The sequence below is a fragment of the Paenibacillus intestini genome, from assembly GCF_030803945.1.
GTDB lineage: Bacteria > Bacillota > Bacilli > Paenibacillales > Paenibacillaceae > Paenibacillus > Paenibacillus polysaccharolyticus.
Genome location: NZ_JAURUN010000003.1, coordinates 276059 through 294093, shown reverse-complemented (window position 1 = coordinate 294093; position 18035 = coordinate 276059). Strand labels below are relative to the sequence as shown.

The following is an 18035-nucleotide window of genomic DNA, read 5'->3' as shown; positions in this document are numbered from 1 at the left end:
ATATTGCTATCCGACCGTAATCCTAATTCGGCATTTCATAGTTACACACCACGCTTGCCTCCTGTAGGACATATGTCTCTTTTTCTACGAAAACGATTAAAAAAACTTTATAATCCACTCCAAATGATCGATATACAACAAATGAACATCCGCATATCCCATGATTGCAACCTGAAATCGATCTCAGGAATGCGGCACGGGAGAACAGAATCATACATATAACAGGTTGTTAGGAAAAAGAGAAAGTTCTGTCTAATGGAAAGACAAGAGCTAACAAAGGAGACGAAGATGTGAAGGGACGAACGAGTCACAAACGAAACAAACGCAGAATCTGCGTGAACCTGCTGTTATCTATGCTATTGTTGATCAGCAGTGTGCCGCTATGGCCAAGCAAGGCAGCAAACGCTGCAGCAGAAGGGTCATATCTCTTATCCCTGAACAGACCGGTGTATAGTTCCTCATCCCTTGGCGGTAATACAGCCGATCATGCCGTGGATGGCAACAAAAATACCCGGTGGGAAAGTGTTTGGCAGCAAGACCCTCAGTGGATCTATGTTGACTTGGGTGCAGTGGCTTCCATCTCGAACATCTCGATTGAGTGGGAAAATGCTTATGCTTCCGCCTTCGACCTTGAAGTGTCCGATGACGAGGTGAACTGGACGCAAGTATACTCCACAACGAAGGGTCAAGGCGGTATGACGGAAGTTGAGGTTTCCGCAAATGCACGATACGTACGTTTGTTCAGTCATGAACGAGCACAGCAAGCCTACGGTGTATCTCTGTACGCGTTCAATGTGTATGGAACGGGCGGAGCAAATCCACCTCCGAAACCGGTTGCTACCAACCTTGCCCTTGGTAAAACGGTTATGGCTTCATCAGAAGAGATTGACGAACCTAGCCGCTCCGCCGAAGATAAGGCCAAGATGGAAAAGCGAAACTATGAAGCTCGCAATGTGACAGACGGTGACCCAGGTACACGCTGGTCTTCCATCTACAAGGATCAGGAATGGATTGTTGTTGACCTTGGCGAGCGTCATGAAATCGGAGGAATTTCGCTACAATGGGAAAATGCGTTTGGACGCGCTTATGACATTCAGGTATCCAATGACGCAAAACAATGGACTACGTTGTTTCGGGAGTTACACAGTAATGGTGGACGAGATGACATTCCTGTATATGCAGAAGCCAGATATGTAAAGTTCGCAGGACTTGGCCGAGGTACAACCAATGGGTTTTCGCTCTATGCCTTTGATGTATATGAGTATATTCAAGGTGATGAACAACCGGTCTACACCATTCCGGCTATCCCGGAGATGAGCTCAGTACAGGTTGGGGCCGGCAGTTATGCTATTAATGACATCACGATGCTACAACCGAAAAACCCAAAAAATCGCACAACTGACATCACTACTCCGATTCCATCTAATGACTGGTGGCAATCGATTCTCGTTTCGGATTTAGGAGATGGGAACAGCCTAGTTACACTCCCGTTCAAAAATCGCTACACTAAGCAGGGGCTTCATGTTTTGAATCCTGGTGCGGGATACCTTTCTGCTGACGGCAACTCGATGGATGCCGATGGTGAAGCAGACCTTATCCTGACAACAAGCAATATAAACCCAGCTAAGGTGAATACCAAGGTAGCCGGATACGGAGATTACTCCGCAAACATCATCATGAGTGATGATGACACGGCGAAGGTCAATACAACCTTTGTCAAAGGCTCCCCTTTCCTGTACAACACGTTCGAGAACCCGGACACGATCCTGCTCCGTTCACCGAACATCACACGTCTTTTTGATGATCAAAACCGTGAGATTATGCTTAAGGACGGGGAATCATGGACTGGAGATCATATCGGTATAGAAGTCACCAATCAAGACAGGGCCCCTTCGCCGCAAACCTTTACAAGAAACTACGGCCTTTATGCACCAGAGGGTACCACACTTATAAAGCTTGGCAATACACTTAAGATCAAGCTGGGATCAAACGAAAATTATTTGTCGCTGGCTACCCTGCCGTCTGCATCAGAATTAGCATACTATTATCAGCATGCCTATGCTTTTGTGACGGATACGAAGGTTGATTACAACTACAACGAGAGCACTTCCCAAGTTACAACGACCTTCAGATCCGTTACACAAACGAAGCGTGCCAACTTTTCCACCAGCACATTAATGGCTTTGTTCCCGCACCAGTGGAAAATTGCAACAACTCCACTTACGGAGCTCACTTATCCTTCCATTCGTGGGATGATGAAAGTAAGCGAAGGCAACAGCTTTACGACACAGGATCGTTTCTACGGCATTATTCCGCAATTCGTGGAGCCGGATGATCCGACATACTCACGCGCGCAATTAATCAGCTATCTGGATCAGCTTGATGCAGATACGTCTGGCAATTTAATGAGCGAAGATCCCTACTGGCAGGGGAAAAAGCTTCATCCGCTTGCGCTGGGTGTGCTCATTAGCGACCAGCTTGGGGATCACGAACGTCGGGACCACTACCTGTCCCTGTTAAGAAACATTTTGACAGACTGGTACACTTACTCACCGGATGAACGTCTGCACTCCTATTATTTTTATTACTCGGAGCAATGGGGAACGATCTTCCCTTACGGAAGCGGGTTCGGCGTCAACACCGGGCTGACGGATCATCATTTTACGTATGGCTATTACGTCTTTGCATCTGCGGTGCTGGCTATGTATGATCCAACATTTGTAGAGGATTATGGAGATATGGTTGAGTTGCTGATTCGGGATTATGCCAACCCTTCGCGTACAGATGATCAATTCCCATGGATGCGTAATTTTGATCCCTATTCAGGCCATTCCTGGGCTGGCGGTTATGCCGACAATCGCAGCGGAAACAATCAGGAAGCGGCAGGCGAAGCTCTGTTCAGCTGGGTCGGGCAATATATGTGGGGCGAGGTCACAGGGAATAAAGCCTATCGCGATACAGGCATCTGGGGCTTTGTCACCGAAGAAAAAGCGGCCGAGCAATATTGGTTCAACTACGATGGAGATAACTGGCTGGAAGGATACAAACACGCTACCGTAGGGCATGTATACGGCAGTGCTTACCTGTATGGCACGTACTTCTCCAACGACGCAGAGCATATTTACGGCATTCATTGGCTGCCGCCGGCGGAGTGGATGACCTATTATGGCCGTGATCCGAAGAATACCGCCGCACTATACAACGGTATGATCAAGGATCTGGGTGGTCATCAAGAGCGCACATGGCAACACATCATCTGGCCTTTCCAATCCATCGGGGACCCGGAGGCTGCTCTTGCAAAGTGGAATACGAAAGACATGCAGCAAAACGAAGTCTTTAACGCATACTGGTTCATGCACAGTATGGCATCCACGGGAACACGTACAATGGATATTTGGGCTGATTCTCCGGCAGTAACCGTCTACGAAAAGGACGGCGTCTACACAGCGCAAATCTGGAATCCGTCCGATACCGCCAAAACGGTTCGATTTTATAATGCCAGCGGGGCTTTGGGTTCAGCTACCGTCTATGCGAAGGCTCAAGTAAAGGTCAATCCATTAGAAAATACGGTAGTCAAGCAGCCGGATGCTTCACAAGGCGTCACTTATCTGGATCGCAGCTCATGGACAATTACCGCCTCTTCCAGTTCGGAAGCAGTGGAACGCATGATTGATGCAGATTTGGCTACTCGCTGGTCATCTGGACAAACGCAACAGCCTGGAGACTGGCTCCATATTGATCTGGGCAGCGAGCAGATGATGGATACTCTCTTTATGAACTCCGGCAATAACTGGGGTGATTATGCCCAAGGGTATGAAGTTTACGTTTCGAAAGACGATGAGAACTGGAGCAAGCCGATTGCACAGGGAACAGGAACATCGCCGAGCTTGTCCGTTGATTTGGGGATGCAGACTGTGCGTTATATCAAAATTGTATTGACTGCTCCCGCAGACAGTTGGTGGTCCATCTCGGAACTCAAGCTCGCCCGATTTGGGAAATTGGCTCAAACACCTGAGCATCCAAATCCAACTCCATCACCGTTGCCCGATCGGTCAACCTGGATCGTGACCGCTTCCTCCACACAAGGAACCGATGTCACAGCTTACATGCTGGATGGAAAAAAAGAGACATTATGGACGAACGGGCGAAAGCAAACGGAGGGACAGTGGATCACGATTGATCTTGGACAAACGAGTGCTTTTGATGCAGTCGAGTTGGACTCTGGGAACGCCAAGGATGACTATCCACGGCAATATCGCATTTTCGTTTCCGATGACGGGCAAAACTGGGGAACATCCATTGCTGGAGGCGAAGGAACGTCAGGACGTCTTTCTATCTCCTTCCCTGAGCAACAGGCCCGTTATGTGAAGATCATGCAGACGGGTGAATCCGACCAATGGTGGTCGATCTCTGAGTTGTTCGTTCAGCACTATGGAACAGGAAAACAAAAACGTCTCCTGCCAGACGCATGGTCCGTTACAGCGTCTTCCAATGAGGAGGCTGCAACGGCGATACTGGATGGCTCGGACCAAACACGCTGGACTTCGGGCCAGACACAAACAGGCGGCGAGTGGATTCAGCTGGATCTGGGTGACTCACAGATTGTGAACCGGATTGTACTGGATAGTGCTCACAGCAGTGACGATTATGCTCGTGGTTATGAAGTATTCACCTCACTGGATGGTATGGATTGGGGTAAAGCTGTGGTAGCGGGTGAAGGACAAAATGCCGTGCTCTCTATTGCTTTTGCTCCCCGTGAGGCTCGCTATATCAAAATAGTTCAGACCGGAACGGATTCCCACTGGTGGTCTGTAGCTGAAATCGCAGTTTATACCGCTGATCAGACGCCATGGACACCCGGAGACCAGGATCATTTGTTACCTACTGAACTGGATCGGACGTCTTGGACAGTTACTGCTTCTACGTCTGAAGACGTTAGCGCACTGCTGGATGATGATCTGAACTCACGCTGGACCTCTGCATCTGCACAACAACCAGACCAATGGATTCAGATTGATCTGGGAAGCATCCAGAATTTCAGCCGGTTAACTATGGACTCAGGTAGCAGCACCAATGACTATGCCCGCAGTTATAAAGTCTTCACTTCAACGGATGGCGAGCAATGGAATTTAGTTTCAGAAGCTTTGGGAACTTATCCTGTAATCTCCGTGATGTTTGCGACCCAACAGGCACGATATGTCAAAATCGCTTTGACTGCGGATACTCCCGAGTGGTGGTGGTCTATTGCTGAATTGAGACTGTACCGTTGATACGCTGAACCAATGACTAAACTTTAAAAGATTCAAATTCAGCACATCTTATAACTAAAGATGTAAAAAAGTACAGGGACCTCAAGCCATAATCGGCAGAGATCCCTGTTTCCTTTTGTGATATATGATAGAATGCCCATCGTCAGGCTAATCATTACTTTTTGATTTTACCATCATATCCAAGCTTATAAACAGTACCTTTATCAAAAGATAGGAATGCAAGACCGTCGCCTACTAAACCTATAAATCGATCATTTGAGTCTAAAGAACGTAGCTTGCTCTTCTTGCCTGTATAACGATTATAAATATACAAGTCACTCTTATTTTTGCCATTCTTGTCTACTGAAAAACTTCGATAATAAAACTTATTATTTATATATGCTACGGGATCAATATACTCTTTAGAGGCAAATGTTTTTTTTATATTTGCATTTAAATCGGAAAAATGACCTTTGTAGCTATAACCTCCATCTACGATCTCCAAAAAAAACATAACATTCCCATAAAATTCGTATAACTCCACACCTTTAGAAGATAAGCTCTTCAACCCTGTACCATCTAAATTCATACGATAAAACTTGTCATTATCCCTGTTTGTATAATAGATATGTCCGTTGTTTATTTTAAAATTATAAAAAGGAGATTTAGACAATATCGTTTGTTCGTTTGAACCATCTGTTTTCATTGAGCCGAAAGACAACGCATCTGGCGTTTCCGCAGTCCTTTCATCTTTAACAAAATAAATCGTATCTCCTACAGCAGTAAACCTTGCAAAATTATCCTCTTTGTTAAGTGAGGTTAATGCCGATCCATCTTTCTTAATTTTAGCCATCTGACGATTCCAAGGGTCTTGCTCATTTTCAATCAGAAAATAGATCCACCCTCCAACCCATTTTACATCTGAAACTCGCTTAGGGAATATAGACTCTGTTTTGCTTCTATTACCTGTGAATGTTGTAACGTTGATGCCCATCAAATCTCCGTCATCTTCATAACCTTCCCATACTAAAGTTTTAGCGGAATCCTCAGCCCCATATACAGGTACTACACCTAACAACATGATCACACTTAATAACGCTACCAACCATTTTCTTCTCATTCTTTTCTCCCTAAATTATGTATTTTTCTACATTATCTATTGTAAGTTGAATTTAAAAATAGAACAATCCTTTTACTCTACATTCTGGCATGCTCTCCGTTATGAAATAACTACAGACCCTGCATGTAAATGAAGTGAGCATAATTATAAGTAAACTCAGATGAAAGAACCTATCACCATATGGCGAAAGGTTCTTTTTGTGTGTTCTAGAATTGATAAATTGTACTGTAAAAGATTTCATTAAGTGATGGTAAGGCCACCGCTTGCATATCCCGCAATCGTTGAAGCCACATCAACTCCGGCGGTTACTGATGCAGAGAAGACCATAAGCAGACGGTCACCGGCGGCTACCGGGATACTCAACCCTGTAGTCAAACCGCTGGCGATCGTGCCTAATGACAACACGCCTGTCAGTGCTGGTGCCAAAGTTACAAGGGCTCCCGGTACAGCCGTAAACGTATTATTCGGTGTAGTTGAACGGAATAATTGTGCAGTCAGTGTTATTGTAGATCCAACCAAGCTGAGTCCAGCTGTCGTACTGAAATAAGCAGCCAGTGAGGTTATCGTCCCTGCACGCGGAGCAGAGAAAGCAAAGTTCAGCAAGGTTCCAGCAGCGCCTGTGAGATCAATGATTCCTCCATTAATCGTCACTCCAGACGCATTATTACCAAAGCCAACCAAGCTGGAGGTATTCAAAAGTCCGCCCAGCACCGTAGTCAACGAAGCTGGTAACCCAGATGCATAAGGGATAATCGCTCCAGAACCTGTTGCTCCGGTTGCGCCAGTCACTCCCGCCAGACCTGTTGCTCCGGTCGCGCCCGTCACTCCTGCCAGACCTGTTGCTCCGGTCGCGCCCGTCACTCCTGCCAGACCTGTTGCTCCGGTCGCGCCCGTCACTCCCGCCAGACCTGTTGCTCCGGTCGCGCCCGTCACTCCTGCCAGACCTGTTGCTCCGGTCGCACCAGTCACTCCCGCCAGACCTGTCGCTCCGGTCTCACCCGTCACTCCTGCCAGACCTGTTGCTCCGGTCGCGCCCGTTACTCCTGCTAGACCTGTCGCTCCGGTTGCACCCGTTACTCCTGCTAGACCTGTCGCTCCGGTTGCACCCGTTACTCCTGCTAGACCTGTCGCTCCGGTTGCACCCGTTGTTCCTGTTGCTCCCGTAGCTCCCCCGGTTGCTCCTGCTGGCCCCGTCGCTCCGGTTGCACCCGTTGCACCAGTCGGACCTGTCGCCCCGGTTACTCCCTGAGCTCCAGTCACACCCGTCGCTCCCGTAGCACCGGTTGCGCCTGTGACTCCTGTCATACTCGGAGTTTCCCCCAGCAACTCAGAAGAAACTAAACGATGTGCTGTTACCAAAGAGCCTGTGCTGCTTTTTCCCCATACGGAGACTTGAAGAGGATCATTAACCGTCGCTGTAGTAGTAAACGTGAATTCAAAGGCATCCAGATTGGCAAAATAGTTGTTCGTTATCACTTGATTTGGTGCGATGTCCAAAGATTCACTGACATACAAAACTCTCAATCCGCCACTCATATAATACCCTTGTATCTGTACAGTTGAGGATGTAACTTCACTGCGGTTATCAATTCTAACCGTTACGGATTGAGTTGGTCTAACACCACTAACAGCGTTATTTTCGATCGGCCCTGTCGATAAAAAGCTCATCGCTACATTCCCTTCTTTCGAAAAAAGTATTTTCTACAGATCTTTAACTGTTTGTTCGTGCTCCACTACCCGGTGTGCATCCACCAATTGACCGGACGCATCTTTGCCCCACACTGAAATTCCGACGTCTCCCACTCGTTCATCGCTTAATCCAAACACAAATTCAAAAGCATCTAGATTTGCAAAATAATTTCGGGTCACTGCTTCATTAGGTGCAATACTGATCACTTCACTTACATACAGCGTTCTTGTTGTACTCAGCACATAACCCTGAACGGATACACTTACCGCATCTACAGCAGCCCGGCTCACCAATCTGATCGTTACCTGTTGTGTCGGTCTAACCCCGGAAACGGCATTATTTTCGATCGGTCCAGTTGATAATATAGCCATTTTCCCATCCCACCTTTTGTGAACCTCTTACTCTAGCATTACTTGACATCATGGATCACATATTAGTCATATTCATTCACTAGATCAGCGGTGTGGACCATAGACAGGGGACAGTTCACCATTATCAAGCCATAAGTGCCATTAATACCTAAAACTTCATCCATACAGAGCTTGCAAATATGTATAATCCGTGCTTATTTCAACCCAAAAATGACCGTTCCTCATGAAATGAAGGAGCTACGGCCACCATTGGATACATCTTATTGATGTCACTCTTACAAATGAATAAACCTCCACCTAACTTTTTCTTACAAATTTTGATAGAAAATGATTGTATTGTGGCAGAAATGTGATATGATATCGTCAAATACAAAAACATTTTTAAACAAAAATGAAAAATAATTACATAAAACGAGTCACAACTCTGTTTTTTTCTTTTTAAAACCATTCTATTGAAAGCGATTACATTAAACAACAGGACAAATTATATACTTTTTCACACACAAGTTCGTACTTCCCCCACCCTATTCCTGGGTTACCGCTGTCAACTTGCTACAGTAGATAGCTATTCTCTGTACAGGTTGTATGGCTTAAGCCATAGATCACAAACATGAACGATTCAATCGATCTCTTCTTTGAAAGGAGGTGTGATAAAGAACATTTACTCATCATTCTTCTTGTTCTTCTCACTGTAGCTCCCTCATCAAACAGCTCTGTTCAACCATTCAGCGTAACACTCAATAACACTATTCCATACTAATTCAATGGAGGCGAACGTATGAAGATCCGTAAACCATTAGCTCTGCTGATGTCACTAATTTTGATTTTTTCCACTCTACCTGCCGAGTCAAGCTATGCAGCAAATAATGCTGTTGCCAAGACGCCTGTGAATGCCAATCCGCTCGTCGATCACAAATTGGGAGCTGATCCTTACGTACTCGTTCACAACAATCGGGTCTACGTATATATGACAGGGGATACCTACCTCTACAACAACGACGGATCTGTTCGCGAAAACAACTACGGCACCATCGGCAGAATCAGCGTGATCTCCTCGGCTGACATGGTGAACTGGACCGACCACGGCTACATTCCGGTAGCCGGTGCAAACAATGCCAACAATGGACAAGGCATTGCCAGATGGGCAAGCCAGTCTTGGGCACCAGCGATGGCCAAGAAAACCATCGCGGGCAAAGATAAGTTTTTCCTGTATTTCGCCAACTCGGGTGCAGGTATCGGTGTTCTGACTGCTGATTCTCCAATCGGCCCTTGGTCTGATCCACTCGGACGTGCACTTGTCACACATGGAACGCCTGGCATGTCGGGTGTAACTTGGCTCTTTGACCCGGCTGTACTTGTTGATGACGACGGCTCCGCTTATCTGTATGCAGGCGGCGGTATTCCGAACGAAAATAATGCAGCTTCCATTGCAAATCCAAAAACAGCACGTGTCATTCGTCTTGGCGCCGATATGACCAGTGTAGTTGGTAGTGCCACGACCATTGACGCACCTTATCTGTTCGAAGATTCAGGTATTCATAAGTACAACGGCAAATATTACTATTCATATTGCATCAACTTTGCTGGAAACCATCCGGCAGCCTACCCAAAAGGTGAAATCGGATATATGGTAAGTGACAGCCCGATGGGGCCTTTCACATACAAAGGACATTTCCTCAAAAATCCGGGGGCATTCTTCGGTGTAGGCGGTAACAACCACCATGCCGTGTTCCAGTTTAATAACCAATGGTATGTCGCATATCATGCACAAACCGTGAGTAAAGCCTTCCTCGGTGATGGCAAAGGATACCGTTCTACCCACATCAACAGACTGACACATAACGCAGACGGATCGATTCAGGAAGTGCAGGGGAACATGACCGGTGTGCCTCAGACAGCTAACCTTAATCCGTATAACAGAGTGGAAGCCGAGACCATTGCTTGGCAAGCTGGCATCAATACACAGCCGACTCAAGCAAGCGGTGGACCAACGGCCAACCAAAATGTGACGAATATCAATAATGGGGACTGGGTCGCTGTTAGTAATGTGGATTTTGGTTCAACAGGTGCATCGAAATTCAAGGCCAACGTAGCTTCTACCGGAAATGGTAACATTGAACTCCGCCTTGGCAGCCCGACAGGTACTCTGATCGGCACGCTTAACGTTACTTCAACAGGTGGCATGCAGAACTGGCGTGAGCTCGAAACCAATATCACCAACACAACAGGACGTCATCATCTGTATCTGGTATTTACAGGCTCAGGTAACGGAAATCTGTTCAATCTGGATTACTGGCAGTTTACTTCCGGTTCCGGTGGTAACCCCAATCCAAATCCAAACCCTAATCCAAATCCAAACGTGACTCGCGTTGAAGCGGAAAGCATGACCCTTGCCGGTCAATATGCCGGGTTGATTAGTTCTCCTTTTAACGGTGTGGCGCTCTATGCTAACAATGATTCTGCGTCTTACAATCAATTCTTTGCTAACCCTACACATCAGTTCTCTCTTCGCGGGGCTTCCAACAACAATAGTACAGCCCGTGTTGATCTGGTTATTGGCGGGGTAACCGCTGGTTCGTTCTTTTTTACTGGAACACAGCCAACGGTACAAACTTTGCCGAACATCACACATGCCACAGGGAATCAGGAAATCAAACTGGTTGTGACCACGGATAATGGTACCTGGGATGCTTACATCGATTATCTTGAAATTTCGTAATCATTCATAATGATCTGTCGATTTTGACATTCCAGGAGGGTTAGTTATGTGGAAAAAAATCGGGTTGCTCCTGCTCACACTTCCTCTGCTGTTAACATCATTGCCATTGACCCCGCAGTCTGCCTCTGCGGCAACGTTTAACAATCCGGTCATTTATGCAGATGTGCCGGACAGCGATGTCATCCGCGTGGGCAATACCTTTTATATGACCAGTACCACCATGCATATGAACCCGGGCGTTCCTGTCATGAAGTCAACCGATCTGGTCAACTGGAGCATTGTGAACTATGTATATGACACACTTGGCAACGGTGATGTACAGAACCTGAATAACGGTCAGAACGAATACGGGCGCGGATCTTGGGCCAGTAGCCTTCGCTACAACAATGGCACCTACTACGTCGCATTCGGTTCCCTTTCCACAGGAAGAACGTACATCTATCAGACTAGTAACATCGAAACTGGACCATGGACGCCTTACACGTTGAACAGTTATTACCATGATCCCTCCCTGCTCTTTGACGGAAACCGTACGTTTCTTGTCCACGGCAGTGATAACATCAGCATCGTTGAGTTAACACCTGATGCCAAAGCTGTGAAATCCGGCGGCCTGAATCAGGTGCTGATCCCGAATGCTAGTCATATCGCTGGCTCCAATATGATTGTAAAGGCAGAAGGCGCACACATTCAGAAGATTAATGGCATGTATTACGTCTTCTTGATTGCTTGGCCTGCCGGTGATGGACGAATCCAGCTCGCCTATCGTGCGAACTCATTGACAGGGCCGTATACTGGCAAAGTGGTGCTCAGAGATTCGGGCATCGCGCAAGGAGGTATCGTGGATACCGCTTCTGGTGCATGGTATGGTTTCCTGTTTCGCGACCGAGGAGCCGTTGGACGCATTCCATATCTGGTACCGGTAACCTGGTCGGATAACTGGCCCGTATTCGGGGTGAATGGCAAAGTTCCATTGACGATGAACATGCCTGTGGAAGGACAGCCAGCCGCTAAAATCTTCGGTTCAGATGAGTTTAATGCGCCTTCGGGCACATCTATTCTCTCGAAGTTCTGGCAGTGGAATCATAATCCTGACCCGTCAAAATGGTCCTTGAGCCAGCGTCCAGGTTTCATGCGGCTGACCACAGGCAAGCTCAGCAAAAATATATTGGAGGCTCGCAATACGTTGACACAACGCACGTTTGGGCCAAAAAGTACAGGCATTACCGCCTTGGAAACGGCAGGTATGAAGGATGGCGATTATGCCGGCCTAGCCGCTTTTCAGGCCAAATATGGCTTTGTAGGCGTCAAGATGACAGGCAATACCAAGTCAATCGTAATGACAAATGCCAGTTCCGGCACGATGACAGAGGTGGCAAGTGTGCCCCTGAACCAGAATAAAATTTATCTGCGGGTCATCTGTGATTTCACCAATCAGACAGATAAAGCCTATTTTGCTTATAGTCTGAATGGAACGAACTGGACAACCATTGGCAATACGCTACAGATGTCCTATACGTTGCCACACTTTATGGGTTATCGCTTTGCATTGTTTAACTACGCAACCAAATCTACCGGAGGCTACGCTGATTTTGACTTCTTCCGTGTGGAGTAAGCGTGATGAACGTACTGCTGATCTTTAGAATCAGTACTGCGAATCGAGGTACACTTGAAGTACACTTGAAGTACAACTGTGGCCTGGAATTCCGCTATGTGCGGAGCCAGGTCATTTTCATTATTTTTACGGAAACATCTCACTTGAACGCTTTAATATATTGGATATACGCTTCAGCACTGTGGTTAATCTCTTCATCACTTGCCTGGAATGAGGCACCAAAGACAGCATAATGCGGCAGTGCAGTAACGCCCACATGATTCATGCTTGCCTTGAACGGTGCAATCAGTTCTTCTACACTAAAACCTACCGGCTGTCCTTTTCCGTAATTCTCCCGCTGATCCCCGATTGTCATTGCCAGTCCCATCTGCTTTCCATGCAATCGATTGCCCTTTAATCCATAAGCCCATCCATGCGTGAATACTTCATCCAGCCATTTTTTGAGTAACGGCGGGTAACTGTACCAATAGAACGGAAACTGCAAGATAATATGATCATGTGCCTCCAGTAGCTCCTGTTCGTGAGCAATGTCGATGTTCCAGTCAGGATAAGCTTTATATAATTCGTGGATATTCACCTCATCTGGGTGCTGCTCCAGCTCCATTTTCCAGCGGCGATTCACTCTTGAAGTTGTCATATTCGGATGTGCCAGAATAACCAGTGTTTTCATTGCATGCCTTCCTCTCTCCAAAACAATTTGATTTCTTTCCTTGATATACGGATCATTATCCACCCCGTCACCCCAAAAGAAAATACACACAATGAAGTAAGATACTTACCTCAAGGTGTGTATGGACTTCTGTTTTGTAACTGTGAGAAAATAAATAGTTATCCCTGTAAATACGTATAAATACAACGAGGTGATATGAATGAAGGAATATCGTTTGGGCATTGAAGCCACACTCGAAATCATTGGCGGCAAATGGAAATCCATCATCATCTGTTTATTAATGTCCGGTGTCAAAAGAACAGGAGAATTAGAGCGCAGCATGCCCGGCATTTCTCAAAAAGTACTGATTCAACAATTACGCGAACTAGAACGCGATGGTCTTGTCACAAGACATGTTTATCAGCAAATGCCGCCCAAGGTGGAGTACAGTCTTACGGAATATGGTGTGACAGCAAATACAATTGTGGATGTGATGTGTACCTGGGGAAGAGATAATATTGCGCTCAGGCAGCAACGAGGAGAAGACATTGTTTTGTTATCTGATGAACAAACGGAGCTCTACGAATGAAGCATCTCTCATGTAACCTTCATCTCCCATATCCCTCTTATATAGTAAAATATCATTATAATTATTAATTTTGATGTAGGTTGGATTCCTCTTATACCACACTCATTTGAAGTAACGCCTTTGCCATAGCAAACAGGACGCTGGAGTAATGAATCCCATCTGTGCCATCAGGAGGTTTTTACGTATGAAAAAATATATTGTATTTGGTGCCAGTAAAGGATTGGGAGACGCATTTGTCCGCGGGGTGCCGCAGGCAGGAGATAAAGTGTGGGTTGTATCCCGCAGCAAACCAGAAAGTCTGCAACTGGAGGACGGTGTACAGCGCGTATGGATTCAGGCCGATCTCTCGGAGCTTCAGGCTGCCAAACAGATTGCAGAGCAGCTACGCAACGAAACGTTGGATGTGCTTATTTATAACGTAGGTATTTGGGAAAAGGAAGGATTTGAGGAACACTACACCTTTGATCAGGATGAGCCTTCTGATATTCAAGAGCTGATCCATGTGAATATAACGTCCACCATTGTATGCATCCAAGCTCTACTGCCTCAGCTTCGCAAGTCTGCCGCAGGCAAGATCATTCTCATCGGCTCTACAGCAGGCCTAAGCAATGCGGGGAATACTCAGGTTTCTTTTGTTGCCTCCAAATTTGCGATCCGTGGAATTACAGAAGCATTGAGAGAACATACCCGGCGGGATCACATCGCCGTAACCTGCATTAATCCGGGAGAACTGGCAGCAGAGATCCCCTATGAAGAAGGAATGGAACGCGCACTATCCGAGTATGGCGGAACGCGCATTCCGCTTCAAGACATGGTTTCGATCGTCCGGTGTATCGTCAGCCTGTCCAATGCAGCCTGTGTGAAAGAGATTAACGTTCCTGCCCTTACGGATATCAATACGTAGTAAACAGGATTGATCTATTGTATTATATTCGCGTTTCTTCACATTAAATATTGAGATAAATGTTCGATCTCTCAAGCTCTGCCAGTCTAACAAATGAAGCGGCTTTGATGGCTGTATTGATCTCTTTCAGCTCCAAGACTTCCAGTGCACGGGCTGTCCATAAACACTCGATATCTTGAAGCGATTTCATGTAAACCAGTTCAAGCTGTCTGAGCCGGGGCATCTGCGAGAAATCACAACATTGTTCCAGCTTCGGCAAGGATACATGCAAATACTCAAGTCCGTGCATCTGCTCTAGTCCCTGGATACTCATCAGTTTCCGCACCGAGCTAAGCTTGAGCATCCGAATGGTGGACTGTGCCAGTACATCAAGCTCACTCTTTAACTCACAATGATCAAGGGACACATACTGTAGTTTCCGCAATTCTGTTAAATTCTCGAGACAGTCCACCGGGCAGTTCAGGATGACGGTCTCTAGACTTTGACATTTTCTTATCGCGGTCATGCCTTTACATTTACCGTGCAGTTCAAGATACGTTAACTGTTGATAGTGCTCGATAAAACTCAGATCGATCGCTTTGGCGGGTGAATTCACTCTCAGAAATACCAGTTGCTTCAACGCTCCGAGAATTGTCAGATCCTGCACCTGTGCACAGTCCAGCTGTAAAGCGGATACATGTTTCAACTGCGCTAATCGCCCAAGAAAGCTCGATGGATACTCCGCTTTAGGATCCGCATTCGAAATATGAAGAATCAGATCATGCCTGGCTGCAAAAACGTTCATATCCAATTCGGTCAAATCCTCATACGTATCCACGCCAACACGATAATGAACCGTTGCCCTACGGCGCAAATGCTGCACCGCCTGGTTCATTTTTTCTTCATTCCATTATAAACAACCTTCCCTAAACGAACCACCCAACGATGTTCTGGCTTTTCATTAAATTTTTTTTCATTCGACAAAAATATACATAAATCTATATTATATGCCGACATATAACTCAGGAGTTGGGAACTTCTTATTAAGAATCTGGGGAGATGGAATATGTTAAAGACTTTAAAAAGGCGGGGGAAAACAGGAGCTCGTACATCCAGTATGGCGAACACACTGGCTCTTGTACTACTCATCATTATTGTTGTCGTATTCGCTGTACTCGGAACATTCATGTTCACAAGTACACGGAACATTCTGGTTCAACAGCAGGAATCCATGCTCCAGACCAAAACACAAGCGATTGTCAGTGAGTTCGATGCCCTATTCAAGGAAAAAGGCTCACTCGTTAAACAAATGTCCACTAATAAATTATTCAGGCAATACATAGAAACAACGAAATCAGCCGCAGAAGCAGCCACTTCTACTTATGCTGCAGAAACAAGGGATACACTGGCCAAGATTGTAGAGGCAGAGCCCTCCTTCAACGATGCTTGGATTGGCGGTATGGATGGTAAAGGCTTCTGGATACAAAATGACGGGGTCGTTTCAGCACCGGATTTCGATATCCAGGCACGCCCTTACTACCAACCGGTGAAAGACACCGATGGACTTTATTTTTCTGATCCGTACATTGACATTTCGGCAGGCAAAGTACTCATGGGTATTTTTTATCCAATCAAGGATGATAACAACAACATGATCGGTTTTGCCGCAGCAGATATTCTGTTTAGTAACATCCCGAGTATTATGGAGAGTTACTCTCTGGGTAGCACCGGGTATTCCATATTGTTATCCAAGAGTGGGGATATTCTGTATCATCCGGACGAGAGTAAAGTTCTGAAGGAAAATATCAAGAACACTACAGGTGATATGGGAGAAGTCGGTAAAAAAATGATCGCTGGTGAATCCGGTATACAGCTGATTAACGACAATGGGGAACGTCGTTACGTCGGGTATGCAACCAGTAAAGACACGGGATGGTCCGTAGGTCTGACGATTACGGAGAAAGAAGTTTTAGCAGAACTCAGAACATTCACCTGGATTACCCTTGGCGGTTTTGCTGCAGCTGCAATTCTTTTGGTCATTATCAGTTACATTACGCTTCGTCGTCTATTGCGCACCATCCCGCAGCTACTTAGTAAGATCAAACAGATTGAGCAAGGTGATTTAACCGTTGAACTCGATATCAAATCCAATAATGAGATTGGGCAAATTGCGACTGGCCTGAACTCCATGGTGAAGAAGATTCAAGACATGTTGAAGATTGTTGGCAATTCTGCTCAAGTGCTGAATCATTCATCCAATGACTTGCAGTCGATATCCTCCAGAACCGCTGTAACCATGAACGATACATCTACGGCGATCAATGAGATCGCGAATGCAACCAATTATCAGTCGATTGAAACGGAGAACATTTTACGTAAAACAGGCTCATTATCAAGCCAAATTGATGAAATTGCCGCTGATGCACAAGCGATGGGGTCTATGGTGCAAACCTCTGTTGATCAAAGCGGCCAAGGACTTGCGGTTGTGGAGCAACTATCCAAATGGTCTGCGGAGAACCACAGTTCCACTCAATCCATCTCTTCCATTATTCAAGAGATCGATCAGAGCCGGAATGAGATTTCCAGTTTTGTAGATACGGTAAAACAAATTGCTTCTCAGACCAATTTGCTTGCGCTTAATGCTTCTATTGAAGCTGCACGCGCCGGGGAACATGGCCGAGGATTCGCTGTCGTTGCAGAAGAAGTTCGCAAACTGGCAGAACAAACGGCTCAAGCTACAGAGGAGATTAACAAAAAAGTAAGTGTCATTGAAGAGAAAACATCCTTGTCTGTAGAACACACGATGCGAGGAATGAAAATTGCCGAAGAGAATACCAAGTCTGTAGAAGACACCAAGCAGGTGTTCTACAACATCAATAAAGATTTGGAAGAACTGAAGCTGCGTATGGCACAGATCACGAACAGCACCTCTAGTGTGCATCAGCACAAAGATGAGATTTTTCAGGCGCTGGAGATCATCTCTTCCACTACTGAAGAGAACTCTGCCTCAACGGAAGAAGTCAGCGCGAGCACACAGGAACAACTGGAAAGTATTCAACAAGTGGCGGATCTGTCCAATCAGTTGAATCAACTATCTGCTAAACTGCAGGAAGAATTGAGTCATTTTAAAGTGGAATAAGCTGTACTCCCCTC

11 protein-coding genes are annotated in these 18035 nt (G+C 46.1%); 6 read left to right on the top strand and 5 right to left on the bottom strand.

The features are described 5' to 3' along the window. Positions 1-290 precede the first annotated feature (290 nt). The gene (locus J2T16_RS10600) at positions 291-5270 is read left to right on the top strand and encodes a discoidin domain-containing protein (protein ID WP_499018321.1); all 4980 of its coding nucleotides are present in this window, start codon (positions 291-293) and stop codon (positions 5268-5270) included. Between the two features lie 154 nt (positions 5271-5424). Here the strand turns inward: J2T16_RS10600 and J2T16_RS10595 are convergent, their stop codons facing one another. The 3 genes from J2T16_RS10595 to J2T16_RS10585 all read right to left on the bottom strand — a co-directional run bounded on the left by J2T16_RS10595 (position 5425) and on the right by J2T16_RS10585 (position 8430). After that, complete coding sequence (locus J2T16_RS10595) at positions 5425-6369, bottom strand: DUF5050 domain-containing protein (RefSeq protein ID WP_154887894.1); 945 nt, start codon at positions 6367-6369, stop codon at positions 5425-5427. A 240-nt stretch (positions 6370-6609) separates the two neighbouring features. Next, positions 6610-8037 carry an exosporium glycoprotein BclB-related protein gene (locus J2T16_RS10590; RefSeq protein ID WP_499018320.1) on the bottom strand — a complete coding sequence of 476 codons (1428 nt, stop codon included), beginning with the start codon at positions 8035-8037 and terminating at the stop codon, positions 6610-6612. A 33-nt stretch (positions 8038-8070) separates the two neighbouring features. Then, positions 8071-8430: a hypothetical protein gene (locus J2T16_RS10585; protein ID WP_253492297.1), complete on the bottom strand. Its 360-nt coding sequence runs from the start codon at positions 8428-8430 to the stop codon at positions 8071-8073. Between the two features lie 778 nt (positions 8431-9208). On the opposite strand from J2T16_RS10585, the gene J2T16_RS10580 reads away from it, so the two are divergent. Together J2T16_RS10580 and J2T16_RS10575 are read left to right on the top strand one after the other, a co-directional pair. Beyond that, positions 9209-11149 (top strand): carbohydrate-binding protein, encoded by a 1941-nt coding sequence (locus J2T16_RS10580; RefSeq protein WP_154957850.1) that lies wholly within the window; start codon positions 9209-9211, stop codon positions 11147-11149. A 46-nt stretch (positions 11150-11195) separates the two neighbouring features. Then, entirely contained in the window at positions 11196-12761 is a 1566-nt protein-coding gene (locus J2T16_RS10575) for a glycoside hydrolase family 43 protein (RefSeq protein ID WP_499018319.1), read from the top strand. A gap of 139 nt (positions 12762-12900) precedes the next feature. Here J2T16_RS10575 and J2T16_RS10570 read toward each other — a convergent pair whose 3' ends face one another. Then, positions 12901-13431: an NAD(P)H-dependent oxidoreductase gene (locus J2T16_RS10570; RefSeq protein WP_154957852.1), complete on the bottom strand. Its 531-nt coding sequence runs from the start codon at positions 13429-13431 to the stop codon at positions 12901-12903. A gap of 199 nt (positions 13432-13630) precedes the next feature. Here J2T16_RS10570 and J2T16_RS10565 point away from each other — a divergent pair, with 199 nt between their 5' ends. Beyond that, the gene (locus tag J2T16_RS10565) at positions 13631-13999 is read left to right on the top strand and encodes a winged helix-turn-helix transcriptional regulator (protein WP_154887885.1); all 369 of its coding nucleotides are present in this window, start codon (positions 13631-13633) and stop codon (positions 13997-13999) included. Positions 14000-14183: 184 nt separating this feature from the next. Next, a complete protein-coding gene (locus J2T16_RS10560) occupies positions 14184-14903 on the top strand; it encodes an SDR family NAD(P)-dependent oxidoreductase (protein WP_090915079.1) in 720 nt (239 codons plus the stop codon). Positions 14904-14946: 43 nt separating this feature from the next. On the opposite strand, the gene J2T16_RS10555 is transcribed toward J2T16_RS10560, so the two are convergent. After that, complete coding sequence (locus J2T16_RS10555) at positions 14947-15777, bottom strand: leucine-rich repeat domain-containing protein (RefSeq protein ID WP_499018318.1); 831 nt, start codon at positions 15775-15777, stop codon at positions 14947-14949. Between the two features lie 171 nt (positions 15778-15948). Between J2T16_RS10555 and J2T16_RS10550 the strand changes: the two genes are divergently transcribed. Further along, entirely contained in the window at positions 15949-18021 is a 2073-nt protein-coding gene (locus J2T16_RS10550; RefSeq protein ID WP_336120721.1) for a methyl-accepting chemotaxis protein, read from the top strand. Positions 18022-18035: the final 14 nt, after the last annotated feature.

Coding starts and splice junctions, on each gene's coding strand:
- J2T16_RS10570 (WP_154957852.1), bottom strand. CDS start 13,431: ATGAAAACACTGGTTATTCTGGCACATCCGAATATGACAACTTCAAGA.
- J2T16_RS10550 (WP_336120721.1), top strand. CDS start 15,949: ATGTTAAAGACTTTAAAAAGGCGGGGGAAAACAGGAGCTCGTACATCC.
- J2T16_RS10590 (WP_499018320.1), bottom strand. CDS start 8,037: ATGAGCTTTTTATCGACAGGGCCGATCGAAAATAACGCTGTTAGTGGT.
- J2T16_RS10565 (WP_154887885.1), top strand. CDS start 13,631: ATGAAGGAATATCGTTTGGGCATTGAAGCCACACTCGAAATCATTGGC.
- J2T16_RS10555 (WP_499018318.1), bottom strand. CDS start 15,777: ATGAACCAGGCGGTGCAGCATTTGCGCCGTAGGGCAACGGTTCATTAT.
- J2T16_RS10580 (WP_154957850.1), top strand. CDS start 9,209: ATGAAGATCCGTAAACCATTAGCTCTGCTGATGTCACTAATTTTGATT.
- J2T16_RS10575 (WP_499018319.1), top strand. CDS start 11,196: ATGTGGAAAAAAATCGGGTTGCTCCTGCTCACACTTCCTCTGCTGTTA.
- J2T16_RS10560 (WP_090915079.1), top strand. CDS start 14,184: ATGAAAAAATATATTGTATTTGGTGCCAGTAAAGGATTGGGAGACGCA.
- J2T16_RS10595 (WP_154887894.1), bottom strand. CDS start 6,369: ATGAGAAGAAAATGGTTGGTAGCGTTATTAAGTGTGATCATGTTGTTA.
- J2T16_RS10585 (WP_253492297.1), bottom strand. CDS start 8,430: ATGGCTATATTATCAACTGGACCGATCGAAAATAATGCCGTTTCCGGG.